The organism is Halioxenophilus sp. WMMB6, assembly GCF_033283405.1.
Classification (GTDB): Bacteria; Pseudomonadota; Gammaproteobacteria; order Pseudomonadales; family Cellvibrionaceae; genus Halioxenophilus.
Map to the genome: position 1 here is coordinate 100,436 of NZ_JAWMQR010000001.1, position 18,930 is coordinate 119,365.

The following is an 18,930-nucleotide window of genomic DNA, read 5'->3' on the forward strand; positions in this document are numbered from 1 at the left end:
TTAAGTAAATTTAAATAGAGCAAACAACGAGTCGACTTATTAATTATCGACTGACCGTCTAGCTAACAGAGGAACAATATCATGAATGAAGTTTGGATTATTGATGCCGCGCGAACTCCCCGAGGCGTTGGCAAAGTTGGTAAAGGCGCTCTCTGGGAAGTCCATCCTCAGCAATTGTTATCCACTGTGTTAAAGGCGTTGGCCGAGCGCAATTCATTAGATACCGCAGATATCGACGACGTTATCATTGGCTGTTGTACACAGGTGCAAAAGCAGAGTTCTGACATCGCACGTATGGCTGCTCTGGATGCCGGTTACAGTGTTAAAGCTGGGGGTATTACCGTCGACCGTTTCTGTGGCTCCAGTATCAGCTCGGTGAACATGGGCGCGGCCAGTATTATGGCCGGCATGGAGGATCTCATTGTCGCCGGTGGTGTGGAGATGATGTCGATGACTGTGCCCATCACCGCCTCTATGCCTACCGACGCCTGGAATGAACGCCTGCGTCGCCTCTACCCAATGACCAACGTTGGCCTGGCTGCCGACATTATTGCCAATGAAGAGGGTATCACTCGACAGGAGTTGGATCAGTTCGCACTGGAGTCCCAACGTCGTGCTGGCGTCTCGCTGGCTGAAGGCCGTTTTAATAAAAGCCTGGTGCCCGTCTACCATGAGGATGGCTCACTGGCGCTTGATCACGAAGAATACCCCCGCCCGCAAACCACACTGGAAACACTTTCGCAACTGGAGCCTGTCTTTGGCCGCTTGATGGATAGCGAATTTTTTGGCACGGGCCAGACCTATCGCGAGCTGGTGGAAGGGCGCTGGCCGGGGATGGTGATAGACCACCGCCACCACGCGGGTAACTCCTCCGGTGTCGTCGATGGCGCCAGTGCCTTGATTTTGGCTTCGCCAGAGTATGCCAAGGCCAACGGTTTTAAACCCCGCGCCAAGATTCGGGCCATGGCCAATATGGGCCATCAACCGGAATACATTCTCAATGCGCCGGTGGATGCGGCAAAAAAAGTTCTGAATAAAGCCGGCATGACTATTGGTGATATCGACCTGTTTGAAGTGAATGAGGCCTTCGCGGTGGTGCCGATGAAGTTTATGCGTGACCTGGATGTGCCCCACGACAAACTTAATGTTAATGGTGGCTCTATTGCCTTGGGCCACCCGATTGGTGCCACCGGTTGTATGCTGATTGGCACACTGCTGGATGAGCTTGAGCGCCGTGATCAGGGACTCGGCTTGGTGACCATGTGTGCTGCTGGGGCAATGGCTCCGGCAATTATTGTCGAAAGAGTTTAACCGTTGTAACTTTTTTTTGGCATGGGCTGTCCCGTTATGAACCTGTGGGGCAGCCCTTTTTTTATTGATGAAAATAGTTAGCGGCCTAGCGTGCTTGTGATGGCTGGCTATTACAACTGCTGCGAAATTATTAAAAGGCTCGAGTAGCCACTTTCTAAAAATAAAAGCGATCAAGCTTTTTACCGATGTTAACAGGAGAAGACCATGGATATTCAAGACAAAGTTGCCGTCATTACCGGCGGTGCTTCGGGCCTTGGTAAAGCGACCGTTGAACTGTTCGTAGAGAAGGGGGCAAAGGTTGCTATTTTTGATATGAACGAAGCGGCCGGTGAAGCTCTGGCTAAAGAGCTTGGCGATAGCGTTATCTATTTCAATGTCAACGTTGTCGACCCGGAGTCGGTGCAAAGTGCATTGGATAAAACTGTGGAAGCCTTTGGTGCCGTTCATATCTGCTGTAACTATGCCGGCATCGGTAGCGCGGAGAAAACGCTCAGTAAGAAAGGCCCTCACAATCTGGATAATTACATTAAGGTTGTGCAGGTTAACCAGATAGGTACTTTTAACGTGGCACGCTTGGCCGCTGAAAAAATGGCTCAGAACGAGCCTGTCACTGCTGACGGCGGCCGCGGTGTTATTATCAACACCGCTTCGGTAGCAGCCTATGAAGGGCAGGTTGGTCAGGTGGCTTATAGTGCAACCAAAGGTGCCATTGTTGGTATGACACTGCCTATGGCTCGTGAATTGGCAGAATTTGGTATTCGCGTAAATACCATCGCGCCCGGTTTGATTCATACGCCGCTATTCGAGACGATTGAGGAGTCTTACTACAAGTCACTCGAGCTTTCCGTGGTTTACCCCCAGCGTCTTGGTCGCCCGGAAGAGATCGCCAAGCTGGCGGCGCACCTTGTCGATAACGATTACATGAATGGTGAGTGTGTGCGAATGGATGGTGCAATTCGTATGCAGCCTCGTTAAGGAGTCGCCGTCCGATGGGGCCTTTAAACGGTTTTACGGTTATCGAACTCGCTGGAATTGGTCCGGCGCCGATGGCCGGCATGATGCTGGCCGATATGGGGGCCTCGGTTATCCGCATTGAACGCAGCCTGGAACAGGACCCCCATCAGGCCAGAGATGCCAGCCATCGTGGCAAGCAGTCGGTGGTGCTTAACCTGAAGTCTGATCAGGGCCGATTGGCACTCCTGCGCATGGTGGAAAAGGCCGATGTACTGATTGAGGGTTATCGGCCGGGTATCACGGAGAAGATGGGCATTGGCCCCGAGGATTGCTGGCAGCATAACCCGCGCTTGGTGTATGGCCGCATGACCGGTTGGGGGCAGGTGGGGCCACTCTCTCATGCCGCCGGTCACGATATCAACTACATCGCCTTAACCGGCGCACTCTACGCCTGTGGTCGTCAGGGCGAGGCACCGACACCGCCACTCAATCTGGTGGGCGATATGGGCGGTGGTGGCATGTTATTGGTGTCTGGTGTATTGGCGGCCTTGCTGGAAGCACAGAAATCCGGCCAAGGACAGGTGGTCGATGCCGCGATGTTGGATGGTGCCGCGCAACTGATGTGGATGTTTCACGGTTTTCATGCGCAGGGTATGTGGAATGCCGCCGAGCGCGGCGTCAATATTCTGGACGGCGGTGCGCATTTCTATAGCTGCTATGAGACCGCCGACGGCAAGTACATCGCCTTAGGTGCCATCGAGCCACAATTCTACGCACTGCTGATGGAAAAGGCGGAGCTGGACCCGGAACTCTTTGCCAAGCGGATGGCCGGTAATCAGTGGCCAAACTTGAAAACTGAGCTGGCCAAGGTATTTAAAAGCAAAACCCAGCAGGAGTGGAATGCCCTACTGGAGGGTACCGATGCCTGCTACGCGCCCGTGCTCTCCATGACGGAAGCGCCCCAGCATCCGCACAATATTGCACGCAACACCTATATGGAACTGGATGGCTTTATTCAGCCCGCACCGGCCCCGCGTTTCAGTCGCACCCCTTCAGAAGTCCAGCATGGCAAACATCAGCCAGGTGAAGATGGTGCCACTGTGCTGGCAGCAATGGGTTTTAGCACAGACGAAATAGCGAAATTGCTGGATGCCGATGTTCTGCAACAACCCTAAGCAATTGCTATGGAGCATTGTCAATCTGAATGATGATAAGCGTGCTATCGGAAGCGGCCGAGCGGCTCACCAGCTCAGCCGCGTCGACTACTTTTCCGTATTTCTGCATTGCTCTTTAAGTGAGGGATTGCCGGTGGTTCGAATTTGAATGCCAATCGGGAAGAGGGTGGCTTAGTTTTAAATTAACCGGCCTCTCAGTGGTTAGGTTCTTCCACAAACTCAATCAAATTGCCGGCACAGTCACGAATAAAGCAGCCTTTGCCAAAGGCCTCCCGCACCACAAAGGCGACATCGGCACCTTTGGCTTCGGCTTCCACGAGGAAGGCCTCGAGATCATCGACTTGAAAGGCCACATGCTTATTGCCATGGGTCTTTAGGTCGGTGATTGGCATGCGCCGCTCCTCTGGCAGTGGATTGGCGTGCTTGGTTTCGAAGATTTCAAATCGTAAAGGCCCCTTGCGTACCATGGCAACGCGGGCATTGGCCGGCGGAATTTCAAACTGTTTTTCAACTTCAAAGCCCAATACATCGTGGTACCACTGCAGTGCTTGCTCCAGATCCGGTACGTTGACGGCGCCGTGGTGAAAGTGAAATTCCATCAATCCATTTCCTTGAAGGTTTGCGCACACCAGTCGGCAATATAGTCGCGCATGCCGGTGCCGTTGTCGGCACCACAGTGTTCAATTTCAAAATCGGCTTTGGTGAAAATTCGTTTATGGCGTTTGACACTGTTAACGGCCTGCTCATAGGAGCGATCGGCATTACTGACCGGTATTTGTCGGTCGCCTGCACCGTGGGTCACCAGGAACGGCATTTTCAGCTTCTCGATTTGGCCATCGAGGGTGACATTGGGCATGTACGCCATAAACTCTTCCAGGCTCTGCTTACCCCACACCCACATCACATGATCCCAGTAGTGTGGCACCGGATTTTCACCCTCGTTTTTCATGCGCTCTTCCTGCCGTTGGCCCCAAAGGTGGTTGGCCCCCATCACGGCACACAGGGCAAAACGCGGCTCATTGGCGGCGGCGCGGGGGGCGTAGTAGCCACCTAAAGACAAGCCGAACATACCGATCTTGTTTGCATCCACGTCGGCACGTGAGGCCAGGTATTCATAGGCGGGCGTGGCCCAGCGCTCGGTATCGTAGATGGCTGGTAAGCCACGTTTACGCAGGGCTTCACCGGTACCGGGCTGGTCGACAAACAGGGTGTAGATGCCCCGTTCCAAATTTGATTGACCATGGCCGGCCATATTCACCTGCTCTTTCATGGAATCCAGGCCGTTACAGGAGACCAGCGCCGGGCGTTTAATGCCACTGCCATCGTGAACAAAAATGGCCGGATAGCTGCTGCCTTCGTAGGGAATATCGACAAAATCCACATGCAAACCTCTCAGTTGCACGTGCTTGCGGTAGAGCTCGAGACCTTTGTCATAGGCTTCCCAACGGGGTGCATAGTCGCGCGACTGCATCCGTTCCGCCGATAGGTAATAGCCAGAGGCGCGGCCGTATTTAGTGCCGGCCGAGAGCAGGTAGCCCGCTTCCTCATCGGCTCGGGCATTGGCTTCGACCTGTTTGGCAACGGCAATCCAGCTGTCAAACAGCAGCGCGGTACCCGCGTCTTCACCTTTGGCAGCGGCTTCAATCAGGGGGCGGCAGGCCTCATCGATTTCACCGTGGTTGCCGCCGCACACTAAGGCAAGGTTGACCTGTAGGTTCCAAACGTAATTGCCTGGGAAGGGTTCGTACATGTTGTTCTCCTAAAAGGGTATCAGTCCGCAGTCCAGCCGCCATCGATGACCATGCTGGCGCCGGTCATTAAGGCGGAGGCATCGGAGGCGAGAAAGACGATGGCGCCCATCAGGTCTTCTACCTGGCCGAGACGGCCTAATTTAATCTTGTTCAGTACGCTGTCGAGAAACGCTTTATTCTCAAAAAAGGGTTTGGTCAGCGGTGTTTCGATGAAGGTGGGGGCGATGGTGTTACTGCGAATACCGACTCCAGCCAGATCCAGTGCGACTGCCTTATTAAGGCCTTCCAGCCCCCATTTAGAGGCGCAGTAGAGCGACCGCTCTGGGCCACCGACGTGCCCCATTTGCGAACCGATATGAATCAGCGAGCCACTGATCTGTTCGCTGAGCATCCGCTTGACCGCCGCCTGTGCAACAAAAAAGGCGCTCTTCAGATTCAGCCCCATGACCGCATCGAAGTCCGCTTCGGTGACCTCCTGCATGGCCATTGGCCGATTGGTACCGGCGTTGTTGACCAAAATATGAAAAGCCGGTCGCCCGGCAAAGAACTGCTGGACGGCGGCCAGATCTGAAACGTCGAGCGTAGTGGCTTGAGCTTTGCCACCGGCACTGCAGATGGCTTCAGCGGCGCTTTCGATTTCCTGACCGCTGCGGGCCACCAGGGTGACCTCGGCGCCCGCTTGCGCCAGAGCTGCGGCCGCGGCTAAACCAATACCGCGGCCGGCGCCGGTGACCAGGGCGCGCTTACCGTCGAGACGGAAGCTCGGTGTTTGGGGCAGTGGTTCAGCCATTGGCTCGGGTCCTGTCTGTAGGTTCGGCTGTGCCTGCGTAAGGAACATCGCGACCGCCGTAGCGACGCACACGGATATTGGCCTGTTCGCCATGCCCGGCAAAGCCCTCCAAACCACACAGGCGGGAGCAATACTCACCCACCAGGGCCGAGGCTTCATCGGTTAACACTTTTTGATAAGTACAGGTCTTGATGAACTTACCGACCCACAAGCCACCGGTGTAGCGGGCGGCCTTTTTGGTGGGGAGTGTGTGGTTGGTGCCGATCACCTTATCGCCATAAGCGACGTTGGTGCGGGGGCCCAGGAACAGGGCGCCGTAGTTGGTCATGTTGTCGAGGAAGTACTCGGGGTCCTCGGTCATCACCTGTACGTGTTCCGAGGCGATCTCATCAGCAATCTGGACCATCTCTTCATAGCTCTCTGCCACAATCACTTCGCCAAAGGTATCCCAAGCTTTGCGTGCGTGCTCGGCAGTGGGGAGTATCTCCAGCAGGCGCTCGATTTCCGCCATGGTTTCACGGGCCAGCTTTTCGGAGTTGGTCAATAGGATTCCCGGGCTGTCTGGGCCGTGCTCGACCTGCCCCAAAATATCAGTGGCGCAGAGTTCGGCATCGACGCTTTCATCGGCAATGACCAGGGTCTCAGTCGGGCCGGCAAACAGGTCGATACCGACGCGGCCGTACAGTTGACGTTTGGCCTCGGCGACAAAGGCGTTGCCGGGGCCGACCAGGATATCCACCGGTTTAATGCTTTCGGTACCCAGCGCCATCGCGCCGACTGCCTGAATACCGCCCAGTGCGTAGATGGCATCGGCACCAGCAAGCGCCTGAGCTGCGACAATGGCTGGCGCCGGCTTCCCCTGGAAGGGTGGGGCACAGGTAATAATACGTGGTACACCGGCGACCTTGGCCGTGATCACCGACATGTGCGCCGAGGCCAGCAGTGGGTACTTGCCGCCAGGTACGTAGCAGCCGGCGGAATTGAGCGGCAAATTGGTATGCCCCAGAATAACCCCGGGCAGGGTTTCAACTTCCACATCTTTGATCGAATCCCGCTGAATCTGGGCAAAGTTGCGCACCTGGGTTTGGGCGAACTCGATGTCTTTCAGCGCTTGGGGGGAGAGGCTATCAATGCACGCTTGGATTTCAGTGGGTGTGAGTTGGTAATCTTCGCGATCCCAGTTATCGAACTTGATCGACAGGTCGCGTACGGCAGCATCACCACGCTGTTCGATATCGGCCAGAGTCGACTCAACAATGTCTCGTACTTTGCGATCGGCATCGGCTTTGACTTCTACCGCAGCGCCTTTTTTTAACCAAGTGGCCATCAGTGATTAACCTCAATTTAATTATTAACGTCAAATTTTTTATCTTGTTGCGGGGTTTAAACATTCGATGTTTATTTAATAAATCTTTCAGAAGGCGTCGAGGATACTCTCGTAATGCTCAACCCTGGGCGGGGAGCTAAAAAAAGGGCTGGCCAGCTGTCGCCATACCTGAAAGCCCTCGGAATTTCGAAAGGATTCCATATGATCCTCAACCGAATTCCAGCCAACTACCAGATGATAGCGGCTGCGATTCTCAATGCAGCGCTCCAGTTTCAAACTTTGGCAACCTTTGGCATTACGAAACTGTTTGCTGGCCTCTTTGACCGCTAATTCGAATTGATTTTCTGAGCCGGGAGTTATATCGATTTCAGCGATTTCGTAAATCATTGGGAAGATTCCAATTGGTTTTAAATAATCGGTTTTAATTAGGTTTTTGAAACAGTGTTGCAGGCACACTGAGTTTTTATTGGTCTGTTTTTCAGCGGTTATAACTTCGCATAGATCAAGAAAAAGGGTCAAGGCGATCCCTATCCGTTGTTTGGAAGGTCACTATCCATAATTGCGATAGCAAATGGCGGCCTCTTTCTGGATGCGTCAACTGGGCTCGATTAGTATGGTCCATTCAGGGTCGCGCTGGACTATTCAGCAATTCATTTGACCGAAGTGATAAACAAATACGCAGTTAGCTAGGGGAGTTCTGGCGATGAATGTAGTGGTTACCGGAGCCGGCGGTTTCGTCGGTCGTGCACTCACCCAGCGATTGCTGGCGGACGAGTCGCTGAATGTGGTGTTGGTTGATGCTCAGCTGTCGATGTTTGAGGCCAGTTTAAAGGGTAGTGATCGCCTGCGCTTGGTGCAGGGGCAGTTGCAGGAGCCAGAGGTCCGGCAGGAGGCGCTGCGGGATGGTGTCGACGTCCTGTTCCATTTGGCGGCGCTTCCCGGTGGTGCGGCAGAGTCGAATCCGGCGCTCTCTAAACAGGTGAACTTGGATGCGACACTGGCGTTATTTGAAGAGGCCGCCGCAGCAGGATCGCAACCGCGGGTGGTGTTCACCAGCACTATCGCGGTACTGGGGGCGCCCTTGCCGAATGTTGTTACCGATGATTGCCGGATTCAACCCGCCATGATTTACGGTACTCACAAAGCGATGGTTGAGCTGGCGTTGGCCGATATGTCCCGCCGGGCAGTGCTGGATTCGGTGGCGGTTCGTCTGCCGGGAATCGTGGCCCGGCCACTGGCCCCCAGCGGGCTTAAATCGGCATTTATGAGTAACTTGTTTCACTCGCTTAGAGCAGGAGAGGCGTTTGTCAGTCCGGTTTCGGCACAGGCGACTCTGTGGTTAATGTCTGTCAATCAATGCGTGAGCAACCTGATCCACGCGGCCCAACTGGATAGCACATTGATGCCGGCTTCACGGGTGGTGACGCTACCGGCCTTGCGCTGCACCATGGGTGAGTTGTTACAGGCGGTTGCCGCTGAGTTGAAGGTGTCGCTGGAGTTGGTTAGCTACAATCCAGATGCCGATCTCGAGGCGCATTTCGGCTCTCATCCCCCCTTACAGACTCCTGCGGCCGAGCGTGCCGGTTTTGCCCACGACGGTTCTGTGCAGCAGCTGGTGCGCGAGGCCGTGGCCGCGCTTGATTAGTGGGCGTTGGCCCGCTCGCCTGCTCCGTATTAAGCGGCAGTGCTGCCACTTAATGCGCCTGCCATGGCGGGATAAAACCTGAATTCGTGCGAGCTATAGTTCTTATCGGCAAAGGCGATTTGTCCTCTCTGCATTGGCCCAGTAGTCTGGCATCAAGTCAATAAAAAGGGCGACTGAAGTGCGCCTGACCATTCATAAAAACAATAGGCAAGAGAGTGTTGTGATGAGCAAATTGCCCCCCGTTAGACGTGTTGTTACTGGCCACGACCCTCAGGGCAAGGCCGTATTCTTAAACGATTCCGCTTTTGAAACCCAATTGATTCCCAGTGGCGACGCCGAGTTCACCTTGCTTTGGACGGCTCCGGATCTACCTGTCGACAATAATGACCCGATCGATGGTCGTGAGCGCGAGGCCGGGCTCACGCTCAATGGCGGTTCTGTTATACGGGTGGTGGATATGCTGCCTGGTCAGTCCTCTCCCATGCATCGTTCCAATAGTCTCGATTATGGCATTGTGCTGAGCGGTGAATTGGAACTGGAGTTGGATGACGGCGTTAAGACCTTGCTGCACCCTGGCGACATTGTTGTGCAACGAGGCACCATCCACCTGTGGCGTAATCCCAGTGCCAGCGAGCGATGCCGTATTGTCTTTATTCTGACCGAGGCAACAGCGGTTGAATTCGAAGGCAAGCCTCTACCTGAGGTTCATCCTTAACAGACCAAGATTTTTTATTTAAATCAGGAAAATTATAACTATGTCTGATTACGATATTATCGTCATGGGAGCCGGCCACAACGGCCTGACAACCGCAGGTTATCTGGCCAAAGCCGGGAAAAAAGTGTTGTTGCTTGAACGCCACGCTTATGCCGGTGGCGGTGTTGCCACTCAACAAATTTTAACACCGGGCTACCACCACGATCTGCACTCCAGTGTGCATATTATGATTCAGGCCAACCCGCTGATCACTAACGACGAGTTAGACCTGTTCAGTAAGCACGGCATGAAGTACAAATATTCTGACGTGCCCCACGCTACTATTTTCAACGATCAATCAGTACTGATTACCTACAAAGATCTGGATAAAACCTGTGAATGCATCGCCCGTTATTCGCAGCGGGATGCTGAATCCTACCGCCGTTTTGTGCAGTTAGGGCAAACCATGCTGCCCATGGTAATGCCAGGCATGTATAAACCACAGCCGCCGCTGGGCCAATTGGTCGCCATGCTCGATAGCAGTGATGAGGGGCGGGTGATGTTGGATCTGATGCAGCGCAGCAGTCTCGATATTATTCGTCAGTGGTTTGAAAACGATAAAGTACAGATGCACATCGCCCGTGCCGTCTCTGAAAATCTGCAGCTGCCCGACGAGTTGGGTACCGGTATGGGTACCGTCATGTTTACCGCTTTGATGCACACCTACGGTGTTTCGCAGCCCTACGGCGGCAGTGGCAAATTGTCGGAGTCCATGGTGCGCAGTATTGAAGCCAATGGCGGTGAGCTGCGTTACAACTCTGAAATTAAACGAATCCTTATTAGCGGCGGCAAGGCCGCGGGTGTTGAGCTGAGTGATGGTGAAAAGATCATGGCCAAAGATGCCGTGGTTGGTTCCATGCATCCACATCGATTACGTCAGTTTGTCGATGGTGTGGCGGAGCCGGTTCTGCAACGGGCGGAGAGAGCTTCACTGGCGGCGTTCAGTCTGTTTGTCTCCCATTACGACCTGCGTGAACCCATCCAGTTTTGTACCAGCGAGAAGGATGTTGAACAGGCCATTATGTTGACCCTCTGTCAGCACGAGAGTATGGCCGAGCTGCAATCCGACTTCGATGCTTTGAAGCGCGGCGAACTCACCAAACGCATGATGTTTGCTGGTAACGATGAGTCGAAGTCCGACCCAAGTCGTGTTCCCGCTGGTGCCGGTATGTGGCACAGCACCGGCTTCGCCCCCTATGACCTGATCGAAGGTGGCCACTCCCGTTGGGATGAGTTCCGTGAGGAGTATGGGGCCATGCGGCAGGCGCAGCAGTCGCACTTTGTTAGCAACCTCAATAGCGACAATATCATCGCTCACAAGTTTTACACGCCGCTCGACCTGGAACGCAACTCACCCAACTCCATGGTGAAAGGCGATGTTCACGGGGTCGCGCCCTATTTTTATCAGAGTGTCGGCAACCGGCCAACGGCGGATCTGGGGCAGTTCCGGGTGCCGGGTATCGAAGGCTTGTATCTGGTTGGGCCGTCCATGCCTCCGGCCGGTGGCGTGGTCGGAGCCGGGCGCGCGGCGGCCATGGTTATGTTTGACGATCTGGGTATGGATTTTAATCGCACCTTTGATGTGGTCGACGACGCTATGAAAAAGACGTCCGCCCGCTCGATGGCCCCGAAAGATGGTGCCATGCGACTGTTCGATGAACAGGACCAAGAGTTGATGGCGGTGGACCGTATTGAGGTGACCGAAGATGAATTGGTTATCAAGGGCAAGACATTCGGCACCATGCCGCTGGTGGCCCGTTTAGGACCGGGTGATTTGCGGCGTGCGATTAAGTTAAGTTTGAGTCCGAAAAAACTCTGGGTGTTGTTAACGATGCTATTCCGCAAGGATTAAACCGCACCGGCTTTTCTGCTGCCGCTACCGTTAAGACGCTAATAAGGATAAAACCATGTCTTCAGAGATATACGGTTCATCAAACAGATCGCCCTCCAGGGCACGAGCACCTGGCAACCTGCAGGGGGTGGTACTGATTCTGCCGATTACACTGACGGTGATGGGGGCGGTTCTGTTAGCCCCCATTGTTCCGCAGTTGATGCAGGCGTTTGGCGATATGCCCAACGCCAATTATCTGGTGCCGGTACTCTTGTCTCTGCCGGCATTGTGTATCGCGCTAGGAGCGCCATTTGCCGGCTGGTTGGCCGACAGGGTAGGGCGACGCAAGCTGCTGATCGGATCCATGCTGGTGTATGGCTTTTGCGGCATATTACCCATCTTCCTCGACTCTTACTGGGCCATTTTTGCCTCGCGAGTGGGGGTTGGTTTGTGTGAAGCGATTGTCATCACCTGTTCCACCACCCTGATTGGCGACTATTTCAGTGGTGACCAGCGCGATAAATGGCTGGGCAGCCAAGCCGCTTTGGCGTCACTGACGGCCATGTGCCTGTTTCCCCTGGCGGGTTACTTGGGCAGTGTGTACGGCTGGCGAGGACCCTTTGCCATCTATGGTCTCAGCCTGGTTATGTTGGCGGGGGTGCTGTTCTTTACCTGGGATGTCTCTCCGGAAGCGGCCAGCGAACACGATCACAATGCCCATATTGCAGAGAGGCAGGGTTTACCCTGGCTGCATATGCTCAAAGTGTGCGCCTACACGCTGATTGGTGGCATATTCTTCTACATTCTGCAGTTTCAAATGAGCACAGCGCTGGAGAGTTACGCTATCTCCAACTCGGCGGTCAGTGGTTGGTTGTTGGCGCTGGCCAGCATCGGCGTTCCTGCCGGTGCGATCTTCTATCGCTACGCGCACCACCATTTCAGTATTCGCAATCTGATCGCCATTGAATTTGGTCTGTTGGCGTTAGGCTTTGTTTGCCTCAGTCACGCCCCCAATTATCAGTGGTTCGTGGTCGCCGGGCTGCTCAATCAGTTTGGTGCCGGCATGTTATTGCCCACCTTGCTAACCTGGGCGGTGGCGCCGCTGGATTTCTCGGTACGGGGGCGTGGTACCGGTATGTGGCAGTCTACTTTTGCTGTAGGGCAGTTCGCCACAACCCTGGTTTTTGCCTGGGTTGTCTCTCTGGTTGGCAGCGATAACTATTTGGCGTCATTCCAGGTGTTTGGTGTAGTAGCGCTGCTGGTGTGTGTGATTTCGGTGATCTTCTTACCAAATATCCGAGCCGGTAACGGACACGGCATTACGCCACATGCTCATTAACACCTAAGTGGCGACCAGATGGCGCTTGGGGGGCGTGAAATCAGCGGCATTGAGAGTATTATAGCGGGCCACTTGTAGCGGACTTGGCGGTTTATCGCCAGATGATATAGGCACTGTTCTACCGAAACCGGTGCCAGCCGCTACTATCACCTGTTAAATATAGCTTGGAACTGTTTTGTCACACGCCCCCGCAAGAGAATCGAATTGGCACTTTTTCTGCCGCTATGTACTCCGTCATAAGTGGTCCTATGGTACAGGTGTCGTACTGCTGCTAGCCACCAACTGGTTTGCGGTTAATATCCCGCGTTACATTGGTGCCTCGATTGACCTCCTCAATGAACCTTTACCCCTGCACCAGGGGGAGCTCAATACCCTGGTGCTGTTGATTGCCGGCCTCGCGCTGCTGATGATGGTGACGCGCACGCTGTCGAGGATGCTCTTTTTCAACCCGGGCCGGGCTATTGAGCGGGATTTAAAAAACGAAGCCTTCGCTCAATTGACGCACCTGCAGCGGGATTTCTATGAGCGACACCCCACCGGCACGCTGATCTCTATTGTTAATAACGACATCAATGGTATACGGGCACTGGCCGGTGTGGTGTTGTTGCAGGTATTCAATATCAGTTTTGCCCTCTCGCTTACCCCCTACAAAATGTGGCAATTATCGCCCGAACTCACGCTCTTCTGTTTAGTGCCGGTGATAGCGACTTTTCTGGTGTCACACCGGGCCATTGGCCGTATGCGCCGGATGATGAAGGTGCGCATGGAGGAGTTACAGGCACTGTCGACGGATTCGGTTGAGCTCTTGTCGGGTATCGAGGTGATCAAACCCAACCGTATTCAGGCGTGGGCAGGACGCGAATTCGCCCGTGGCAATGACATCCTCTTACAACGCTCGCTGCAGCTGGCCCGGATACGCACACTGATCTTGCCGATTCTGGGCTATACCGATCGCATCATGAAGGTGTTGATTCTGGCTGTTGGTGGTGTGGCGGTGATTAGATCCGGTATGTCGCTGGGGGATGTGGTCGCATTTTTGACCTATGCCAGCTTGCTGGCCATGCCGTTCTTTTCCATGGCGATGATATTTTCCTCCTTCCAAAATGGCATTCTGAGTATCGAGAGCCTGCGCCGAATACTCGACCGGGAAACCCCGCCTCAGGATCATCAGCACCTTGCCGACGAGCAGCGCCACCAGCTGTTCAGTTCGGGGGTCAGCATTCGCCACCTCAGCTACACCTATCCGGGGCAGACACAGGCGGCACTAATGGACGTGAGTTTTGATATTCGGCCCGGCCAGACGATCGGTATTCTGGGGCAGGTTGGGGCGGGTAAGTCGACCTTGGTTAATTGCATCAACCGCCACCTGGAGGTTGAGCCCGGCACTATTTTTATTGATGACTATGATATTACTCAGTTGTCGCGGCGGGATTTGCGCAGTGCCGTGCGTACCATTACTCAGGAGCCGTTTCTCTTTTCCGACTCGGTGGTTAACAACATTCGCTTTAGTGCCGGTAACGAAGCATCACAGCCGATCGATGATGTGCTCTATCAGAGCAATTTACTGAATGAGGTGGAGCAGTTCCCAGCCGGCGCACAGACGCTGGTTGGCGAAAAGGGCATTCTGTTGTCCGGTGGCCAAAAGCAGCGATTAAGTTTGGCTCGTGCTCTGTATACGCCCTCTAAACTGATGATTCTGGATAATGTTTTATCGGCCGTTGATAACGATACCGAGCGCTTCCTGCTCGGCCAGATTTTCGACAATATGCAGAGCCAAAGCATACTTATTGTCTCGCATCGGGCCAGTGTGCTGGAGCGGGTGGATTTTATTCTGGTGATGGATGATGGGCGTATTATTGCCCGGGGTACGCATCAGGAGTTGTTGGCAACCTCGCCTCTCTATCGCCAGACCTGGGAGCTACAGGCGGCAGAGGGGCAGCAATCTGCAATACAGTCGCAAGAGGGGGCGTTTACTGACGAAGAACGGGTTGCCGATAGGGAAGCTGCCACCGAAGAGGAGCCAAAATCATGAGCGATACCGTGTCTCCAAATTCGACCCAAGCAGACTCCCGCGCGGTTGGCGCTCAGCCAAAACACTCTGGCCAACCGGGCCCCTCAAGGGAGGCAAACGGTCTTGCCATAGACTGGCTGCTGATTCGCCGTTTTCTCAACTACCTGAAACCCTATCGCAGCCAGGTGATACTGGGCACGGCAGCAGTGCCATTGACTATATTGCTGAGTGTGGCCTTTCCGTGGCTGATTATGCATATCATCGATAGCCAGGTGGTGACCGGCGATATCGCCGGTCTCTACTGGTGGTCTGGGCTACTGGTGCTGGTGCTGATTGGCAACTACCTCGCCGATGCGCTGTTTAACTATTTTCTGCAAAAAACGGCGTTGCATGCGCTAAGGGATATGCGTGCCGATATGTTCGCCAGGGTATTGGCTTTTCCCCGGCGCTATTTTGATAAAACCCCGATTGGCGTCACCCTGACCCGCTTAACCAGTGACCTGGAAGCGGTCAATGAGTCCTTTGCTCAGGGGCTGTTGAGCATGGTGCGGGATGTGTTGACCACATTGGCGCTGTTGATTTTCCTATTTGTGATTAATTGGAAGTTGGCGTTGATGGTGCTGTTAGTCGGCCCACCCACTTATCTGCTAACCGAACATCTGCGCCGACGGCTGCGTGACTCTTACTCTTCCGGACGAGTGGTTCTCTCACAGGGTACCGGCTACTTACAGGAGTGTTTGAACGGTATCAAAACAGTACAACTCTACTCGGCAGAAGAGGAGGTGCAGGGCCGATATGGTAGTTATACCCAGGGCTTTTTCCGTGCCCAGTCGCGTTCCAATTTTTACGATGCGGCCTTGTTTGCGATCATCGAAGGTATTACCACGATTGCCATGGCGTTGATCATCTGGTTCGGTGCCCGGGAGTTGTTGGCCGCCACCATTACCTATGGCGTGTTGATCGGCTTTACCCAAACGCTGGATCGGATCTTTGTGCCCATTCGGGATTTCACCTCGCAAGTGGCTGCCATTCAACGGGCATTGGCGGCTTTTGGCCATATTGAAGAGATATTTGAACAGCCGTTGCAAGAGCAGGTGCAAGAGCAGGTGCAAGAACAGATGCTTAAGAGTCCGCTGGCTAAAACGCCTCTGGCCAGTAATCGCTCCGATAACGCGCGGGCTGATTCGGCCATAGCGTCGGCTATCGGGGGGCGCGCGCACAGTTTTCAGTCGCTGGTCTTTGACGACGTTAGCTTCCGCTACGGTGACGATGGCCCGTGGGTTCTGGATGGTGTCTCTTTTCAGCTGCACAAAGGGGAGAAGATAGCCCTGGTTGGCAGCACCGGCTCTGGTAAATCCACCATTCTGCGCCTGTTGACCAAAACCTATGACAATTACCAAGGTTCCATTCTGCTCAATGGCCAGGAGTTAAAAGATATTCCCCTGGCAGAGGTGAGCCAGCTCTGTTCCATGATGCAGCAGGAGGTATTCCTGTTTAACCAGTCTATTGCTTTCAACATTGGCCTGGAGCGAGAGGGTATCAGCTATGCGGATATCGTCGCTGCGGCCCGCTATGTTTATGCCGATGGCTTTATTGAGCGTCTGCCGGAACAATACGATTTCCAACTGCAGGGCAATGGCAGCAACCTCTCTGCCGGCCAGTGTCAATTGGTGGCCTTCGCTCGCGCTATTGCCTCTGGCAGTGAGTTGGTGTTACTCGATGAGGCAACGGCTTCGGTGGACTCAGTCACTGAGCAGTTAATCCAGAAGGCGATTGATCACGTGTTTATGGATAAAACCGTAATCGCCATTGCCCACCGACTCAGCACCATTGAGCATTCGGACCAGATTTTGGTATTGGACCGGGGGCGAATTATTGAACGCGGTTCACACGCTGAACTGGTACAACTGCAGGGCTTTTACGCCAATCTGCTGAAAGAGTTGCCCGACAACTGAGTTTCTCCCCGTCACCAAGCTAGGGTCCGGCGCGTTACGCCGGGCCGTTGCGCACATTTTTGCCTTAACACTGTTTTAGCGATGCCAAATCTGACTATCTATCCATTGTGGCTATAGGGGCTATCGGTCGTTACGATTTGTCTCTGTGCGATTCGGGTCATAGCATAGTTGGTCACAGTGGGAGTATTACATTTCACTGAGCGACGTCCGATCTGAGCGTGAATTACGGAGTTTTATAATGAGAATAATAAACTTTAAACGGCTGGCTTTAGCTATTCTGGCGGTGCCAACCCTAATGGCCTCGGTACTGTCTATGGCGGGTTCAGAGCAGCCCGCGAGCAAACCCAATATCCTGTTTATTATGGTTGACGATATGGGCTATGCCGACCTCGGTGTAACCGGTTCCAGAAGCAAAAATACGGTCTATCTGGACCAGTTAGCCAATGACGGTGTATTGCTAACCAACGGCTATGCCAATTCGGCTATCTGCTCCCCTTCGCGTACGGCACTCTTGTCTGGCAAATATCAATATCGATTTCCGGTAGGATTGGAAGAGCCCCTTGGACCAGGAGCCCCGGCGGACATTGGTTTGCCGTACGAGACGCCGACCTTGGCGTCCGAGTTTAAAAAGCGCGGTTACGAGACCATTTTGATCGGTAAATGGCACCTGGGTGACCCACCCATACATGGGCCGCTGCAGCACGGTTATGATCACTTTCTGGGGATTCCCAAAGGCGCATCGGATTATTTCCGCCACCGCGTTGATCTGTCGGGCAGGGCGCCTATCGATGGTCTCTATAAAGACAACAAATCGGTACAGAAAAAAGGTTATCTCACGGATATTTTTGCGGACGAAGCTGTTGAATTTATTGAGAACACCTCGAGCAAAAAGCCATTTATGATGAGCCTCCACTTTAATGCGCCGCACTGGCCCTGGGAGGGCCCTTTCGATGAGGCCGTGTCGAAATCATTAACAGACATTTTTCATCGCGATGGCGGCTCTATTGCAACCTATCAGGAGATGATGGCACGCATGGACAGTGGTGTGGGCAGGATTTTGGCAGCACTGAAGGAGAAAGGTCTGGAAGATAACACTATTGTTGTTTTCACCAGTGACAATGGTGCCGAGCGTTACTCGGATACCTGGCCGTATACAGGCAACAAGGGTGAGTTGCTGGAGGGCGGGATTCGCACGCCGATTATTATCCGTTGGCCTGGGCATATTGAAGCCAACACCGTATCGACACAGGTGATGATCTCCATGGACTTTCTGCCGACACTGGTTGCGGCTACGGGCACACCTGTGGATGAGAAGGAGTACGATGGTGTCAATCTGCTTGGCGTGCTGACCGGGCAGGCGCACAATCTGGAGAGAACGCTCTTTTGGCGTTTTAACGCGGGTGACCAGGCGGCACTGCGTCAGGGGGATTGGAAATTCTTTCGGGCAGACGGCAAAGAGTGGCTATTTAACCTCCGCGAGAATCCCCGCGAGCGGGCACAGTTAAAAGATAAATATCCCGACAAATTCCAGCAGCTGAAAGATGCTTGGGAAGCGTGGAATAGCGAGATGTTAGCCTACCCAGAAAATGGCTACTCCGATCGATTAAAAGATACCTTGCCGTAACCGATAACATTAGAACGGCAAAAACTCTTAATTGAGCCTTCCGGCTCAGGCTCTAGGCACAGCGTGATCCAAGCGTTACTTGATAGCGATCTACGCAGTGCCTTTGAGCTTTTAATCTCCTCTCTCAACTCTTCTGTATTACACCCATCTTTATTTATGGTTCTCCCGGTTTTTCAGCTTTATCAGCAACGACCATAGAACTCAATTAATATTACCGTCGAGGCTTGGATTTTATAACTTGGCACTAAGCCATTTATCGATCAAGCCATCCAGGATGCCGGCATTTGCGTGGGCAAGAAGCGCGACCAGCGGTGTAGTATCTACTCGCGTATTATTTAGTCTCGTCATAAATCCACTGGCAGTTTTTTTCATTTGGCCGCCTGAGTAAGGCATTGGCTGTTATCGAATAAATTACGTTGCTTGCACTGGATACCGCAAAATCAGGTGAACAATTCATACGCTC

The 18,930-nt window shown here is 53.7% G+C and carries 15 protein-coding genes; 10 read left to right on the plus strand and 5 right to left on the minus strand.

The features are described from left to right. Nucleotides 1-81 precede the first annotated feature (81 nt). The 3 genes from SBL51_RS00395 to SBL51_RS00405 all read left to right on the plus strand — a co-directional run bounded on the left by SBL51_RS00395 (nucleotide 82) and on the right by SBL51_RS00405 (nucleotide 3,440). Nucleotides 82-1,311: an acetyl-CoA C-acetyltransferase gene (locus SBL51_RS00395; RefSeq protein WP_317928484.1), complete on the plus strand. Its 1,230-nt coding sequence runs from the start codon at nucleotides 82-84 to the stop codon at nucleotides 1,309-1,311. Nucleotides 1,312-1,515: 204 nt separating this feature from the next. Then, a complete protein-coding gene (locus SBL51_RS00400) occupies nucleotides 1,516-2,286 on the plus strand; it encodes an SDR family NAD(P)-dependent oxidoreductase (RefSeq protein ID WP_317928485.1) in 771 nt (256 codons plus the stop codon). Nucleotides 2,287-2,300: 14 nt separating this feature from the next. After that, nucleotides 2,301-3,440, plus strand: a complete 1,140-nt coding sequence (locus SBL51_RS00405; protein ID WP_317928486.1) for a CaiB/BaiF CoA-transferase family protein — start codon at nucleotides 2,301-2,303, stop codon at nucleotides 3,438-3,440. A 194-nt stretch (nucleotides 3,441-3,634) separates the two neighbouring features. Here SBL51_RS00405 and SBL51_RS00410 read toward each other — a convergent pair whose 3' ends face one another. The 5 genes from SBL51_RS00410 to SBL51_RS00430 all read right to left on the minus strand — a co-directional run bounded on the left by SBL51_RS00410 (nucleotide 3,635) and on the right by SBL51_RS00430 (nucleotide 7,695). Beyond that, complete coding sequence (locus tag SBL51_RS00410) at nucleotides 3,635-4,039, minus strand: VOC family protein (RefSeq protein ID WP_317928487.1); 405 nt, start codon at nucleotides 4,037-4,039, stop codon at nucleotides 3,635-3,637. Continuing rightward, entirely contained in the window at nucleotides 4,039-5,190 is a 1,152-nt protein-coding gene (locus SBL51_RS00415; protein WP_317928488.1) for an alpha/beta hydrolase, read from the minus strand. The genes SBL51_RS00410 and SBL51_RS00415 overlap by 1 nt, the downstream gene beginning before the upstream one ends. Before the next feature lie 20 nt (nucleotides 5,191-5,210). Then, nucleotides 5,211-5,981 (minus strand): SDR family NAD(P)-dependent oxidoreductase, encoded by a 771-nt coding sequence (locus SBL51_RS00420; protein WP_317928489.1) that lies wholly within the window; start codon nucleotides 5,979-5,981, stop codon nucleotides 5,211-5,213. Next, entirely contained in the window at nucleotides 5,974-7,308 is a 1,335-nt protein-coding gene (gene hisD / locus SBL51_RS00425) for a histidinol dehydrogenase (RefSeq protein WP_317928490.1), read from the minus strand. The genes SBL51_RS00420 and hisD overlap by 8 nt, the downstream gene beginning before the upstream one ends. A gap of 87 nt (nucleotides 7,309-7,395) precedes the next feature. Continuing rightward, on the minus strand, nucleotides 7,396-7,695 hold the full coding sequence (locus SBL51_RS00430; RefSeq protein WP_317928491.1) for an antibiotic biosynthesis monooxygenase family protein: 300 nt from the start codon (nucleotides 7,693-7,695) through the stop codon (nucleotides 7,396-7,398). A gap of 316 nt (nucleotides 7,696-8,011) precedes the next feature. Here SBL51_RS00430 and SBL51_RS00435 point away from each other — a divergent pair, with 316 nt between their 5' ends. The 7 genes from SBL51_RS00435 to SBL51_RS00465 all read left to right on the plus strand — a co-directional run bounded on the left by SBL51_RS00435 (nucleotide 8,012) and on the right by SBL51_RS00465 (nucleotide 18,467). Next, nucleotides 8,012-8,953, plus strand: a complete 942-nt coding sequence (locus SBL51_RS00435; protein WP_317928492.1) for an NAD-dependent epimerase/dehydratase family protein — start codon at nucleotides 8,012-8,014, stop codon at nucleotides 8,951-8,953. 223 nt (nucleotides 8,954-9,176) lie between these two features. Then, nucleotides 9,177-9,668 (plus strand): cupin domain-containing protein, encoded by a 492-nt coding sequence (locus tag SBL51_RS00440; protein ID WP_317928493.1) that lies wholly within the window; start codon nucleotides 9,177-9,179, stop codon nucleotides 9,666-9,668. A gap of 40 nt (nucleotides 9,669-9,708) precedes the next feature. Further along, entirely contained in the window at nucleotides 9,709-11,559 is a 1,851-nt protein-coding gene (locus SBL51_RS00445; RefSeq protein WP_317928494.1) for an NAD(P)/FAD-dependent oxidoreductase, read from the plus strand. A gap of 55 nt (nucleotides 11,560-11,614) precedes the next feature. Then, nucleotides 11,615-12,877, plus strand: coding sequence for an MFS transporter (locus tag SBL51_RS00450; protein WP_317928495.1), 1,263 nt, complete (start codon nucleotides 11,615-11,617; stop codon nucleotides 12,875-12,877). A 175-nt stretch (nucleotides 12,878-13,052) separates the two neighbouring features. After that, nucleotides 13,053-14,909: an ABC transporter ATP-binding protein gene (locus tag SBL51_RS00455; RefSeq protein ID WP_317928496.1), complete on the plus strand. Its 1,857-nt coding sequence runs from the start codon at nucleotides 13,053-13,055 to the stop codon at nucleotides 14,907-14,909. Further along, nucleotides 14,906-16,843 (plus strand): ABC transporter ATP-binding protein, encoded by a 1,938-nt coding sequence (locus SBL51_RS00460; protein WP_317928497.1) that lies wholly within the window; start codon nucleotides 14,906-14,908, stop codon nucleotides 16,841-16,843. The genes SBL51_RS00455 and SBL51_RS00460 overlap by 4 nt, the downstream gene beginning before the upstream one ends. A gap of 238 nt (nucleotides 16,844-17,081) precedes the next feature. Further along, a complete protein-coding gene (locus tag SBL51_RS00465) occupies nucleotides 17,082-18,467 on the plus strand; it encodes a sulfatase (RefSeq protein ID WP_317928498.1) in 1,386 nt (461 codons plus the stop codon). Nucleotides 18,468-18,930 lie beyond the last annotated feature (463 nt).

Coding starts and splice junctions, on each gene's coding strand:
- SBL51_RS00395 (WP_317928484.1), top strand. CDS start 82: ATGAATGAAGTTTGGATTATTGATGCCGCGCGAACTCCCCGAGGCGTT.
- SBL51_RS00400 (WP_317928485.1), top strand. CDS start 1,516: ATGGATATTCAAGACAAAGTTGCCGTCATTACCGGCGGTGCTTCGGGC.
- SBL51_RS00405 (WP_317928486.1), top strand. CDS start 2,301: ATGGGGCCTTTAAACGGTTTTACGGTTATCGAACTCGCTGGAATTGGT.
- SBL51_RS00410 (WP_317928487.1), bottom strand. CDS start 4,039: ATGGAATTTCACTTTCACCACGGCGCCGTCAACGTACCGGATCTGGAG.
- SBL51_RS00415 (WP_317928488.1), bottom strand. CDS start 5,190: ATGTACGAACCCTTCCCAGGCAATTACGTTTGGAACCTACAGGTCAAC.
- SBL51_RS00420 (WP_317928489.1), bottom strand. CDS start 5,981: ATGGCTGAACCACTGCCCCAAACACCGAGCTTCCGTCTCGACGGTAAG.
- hisD (WP_317928490.1), bottom strand. CDS start 7,308: ATGGCCACTTGGTTAAAAAAAGGCGCTGCGGTAGAAGTCAAAGCCGAT.
- SBL51_RS00430 (WP_317928491.1), bottom strand. CDS start 7,695: ATGATTTACGAAATCGCTGAAATCGATATAACTCCCGGCTCAGAAAAT.
- SBL51_RS00435 (WP_317928492.1), top strand. CDS start 8,012: ATGAATGTAGTGGTTACCGGAGCCGGCGGTTTCGTCGGTCGTGCACTC.
- SBL51_RS00440 (WP_317928493.1), top strand. CDS start 9,177: ATGAGCAAATTGCCCCCCGTTAGACGTGTTGTTACTGGCCACGACCCT.
- SBL51_RS00445 (WP_317928494.1), top strand. CDS start 9,709: ATGTCTGATTACGATATTATCGTCATGGGAGCCGGCCACAACGGCCTG.
- SBL51_RS00450 (WP_317928495.1), top strand. CDS start 11,615: ATGTCTTCAGAGATATACGGTTCATCAAACAGATCGCCCTCCAGGGCA.
- SBL51_RS00460 (WP_317928497.1), top strand. CDS start 14,906: ATGAGCGATACCGTGTCTCCAAATTCGACCCAAGCAGACTCCCGCGCG.
- SBL51_RS00465 (WP_317928498.1), top strand. CDS start 17,082: ATGAGAATAATAAACTTTAAACGGCTGGCTTTAGCTATTCTGGCGGTG.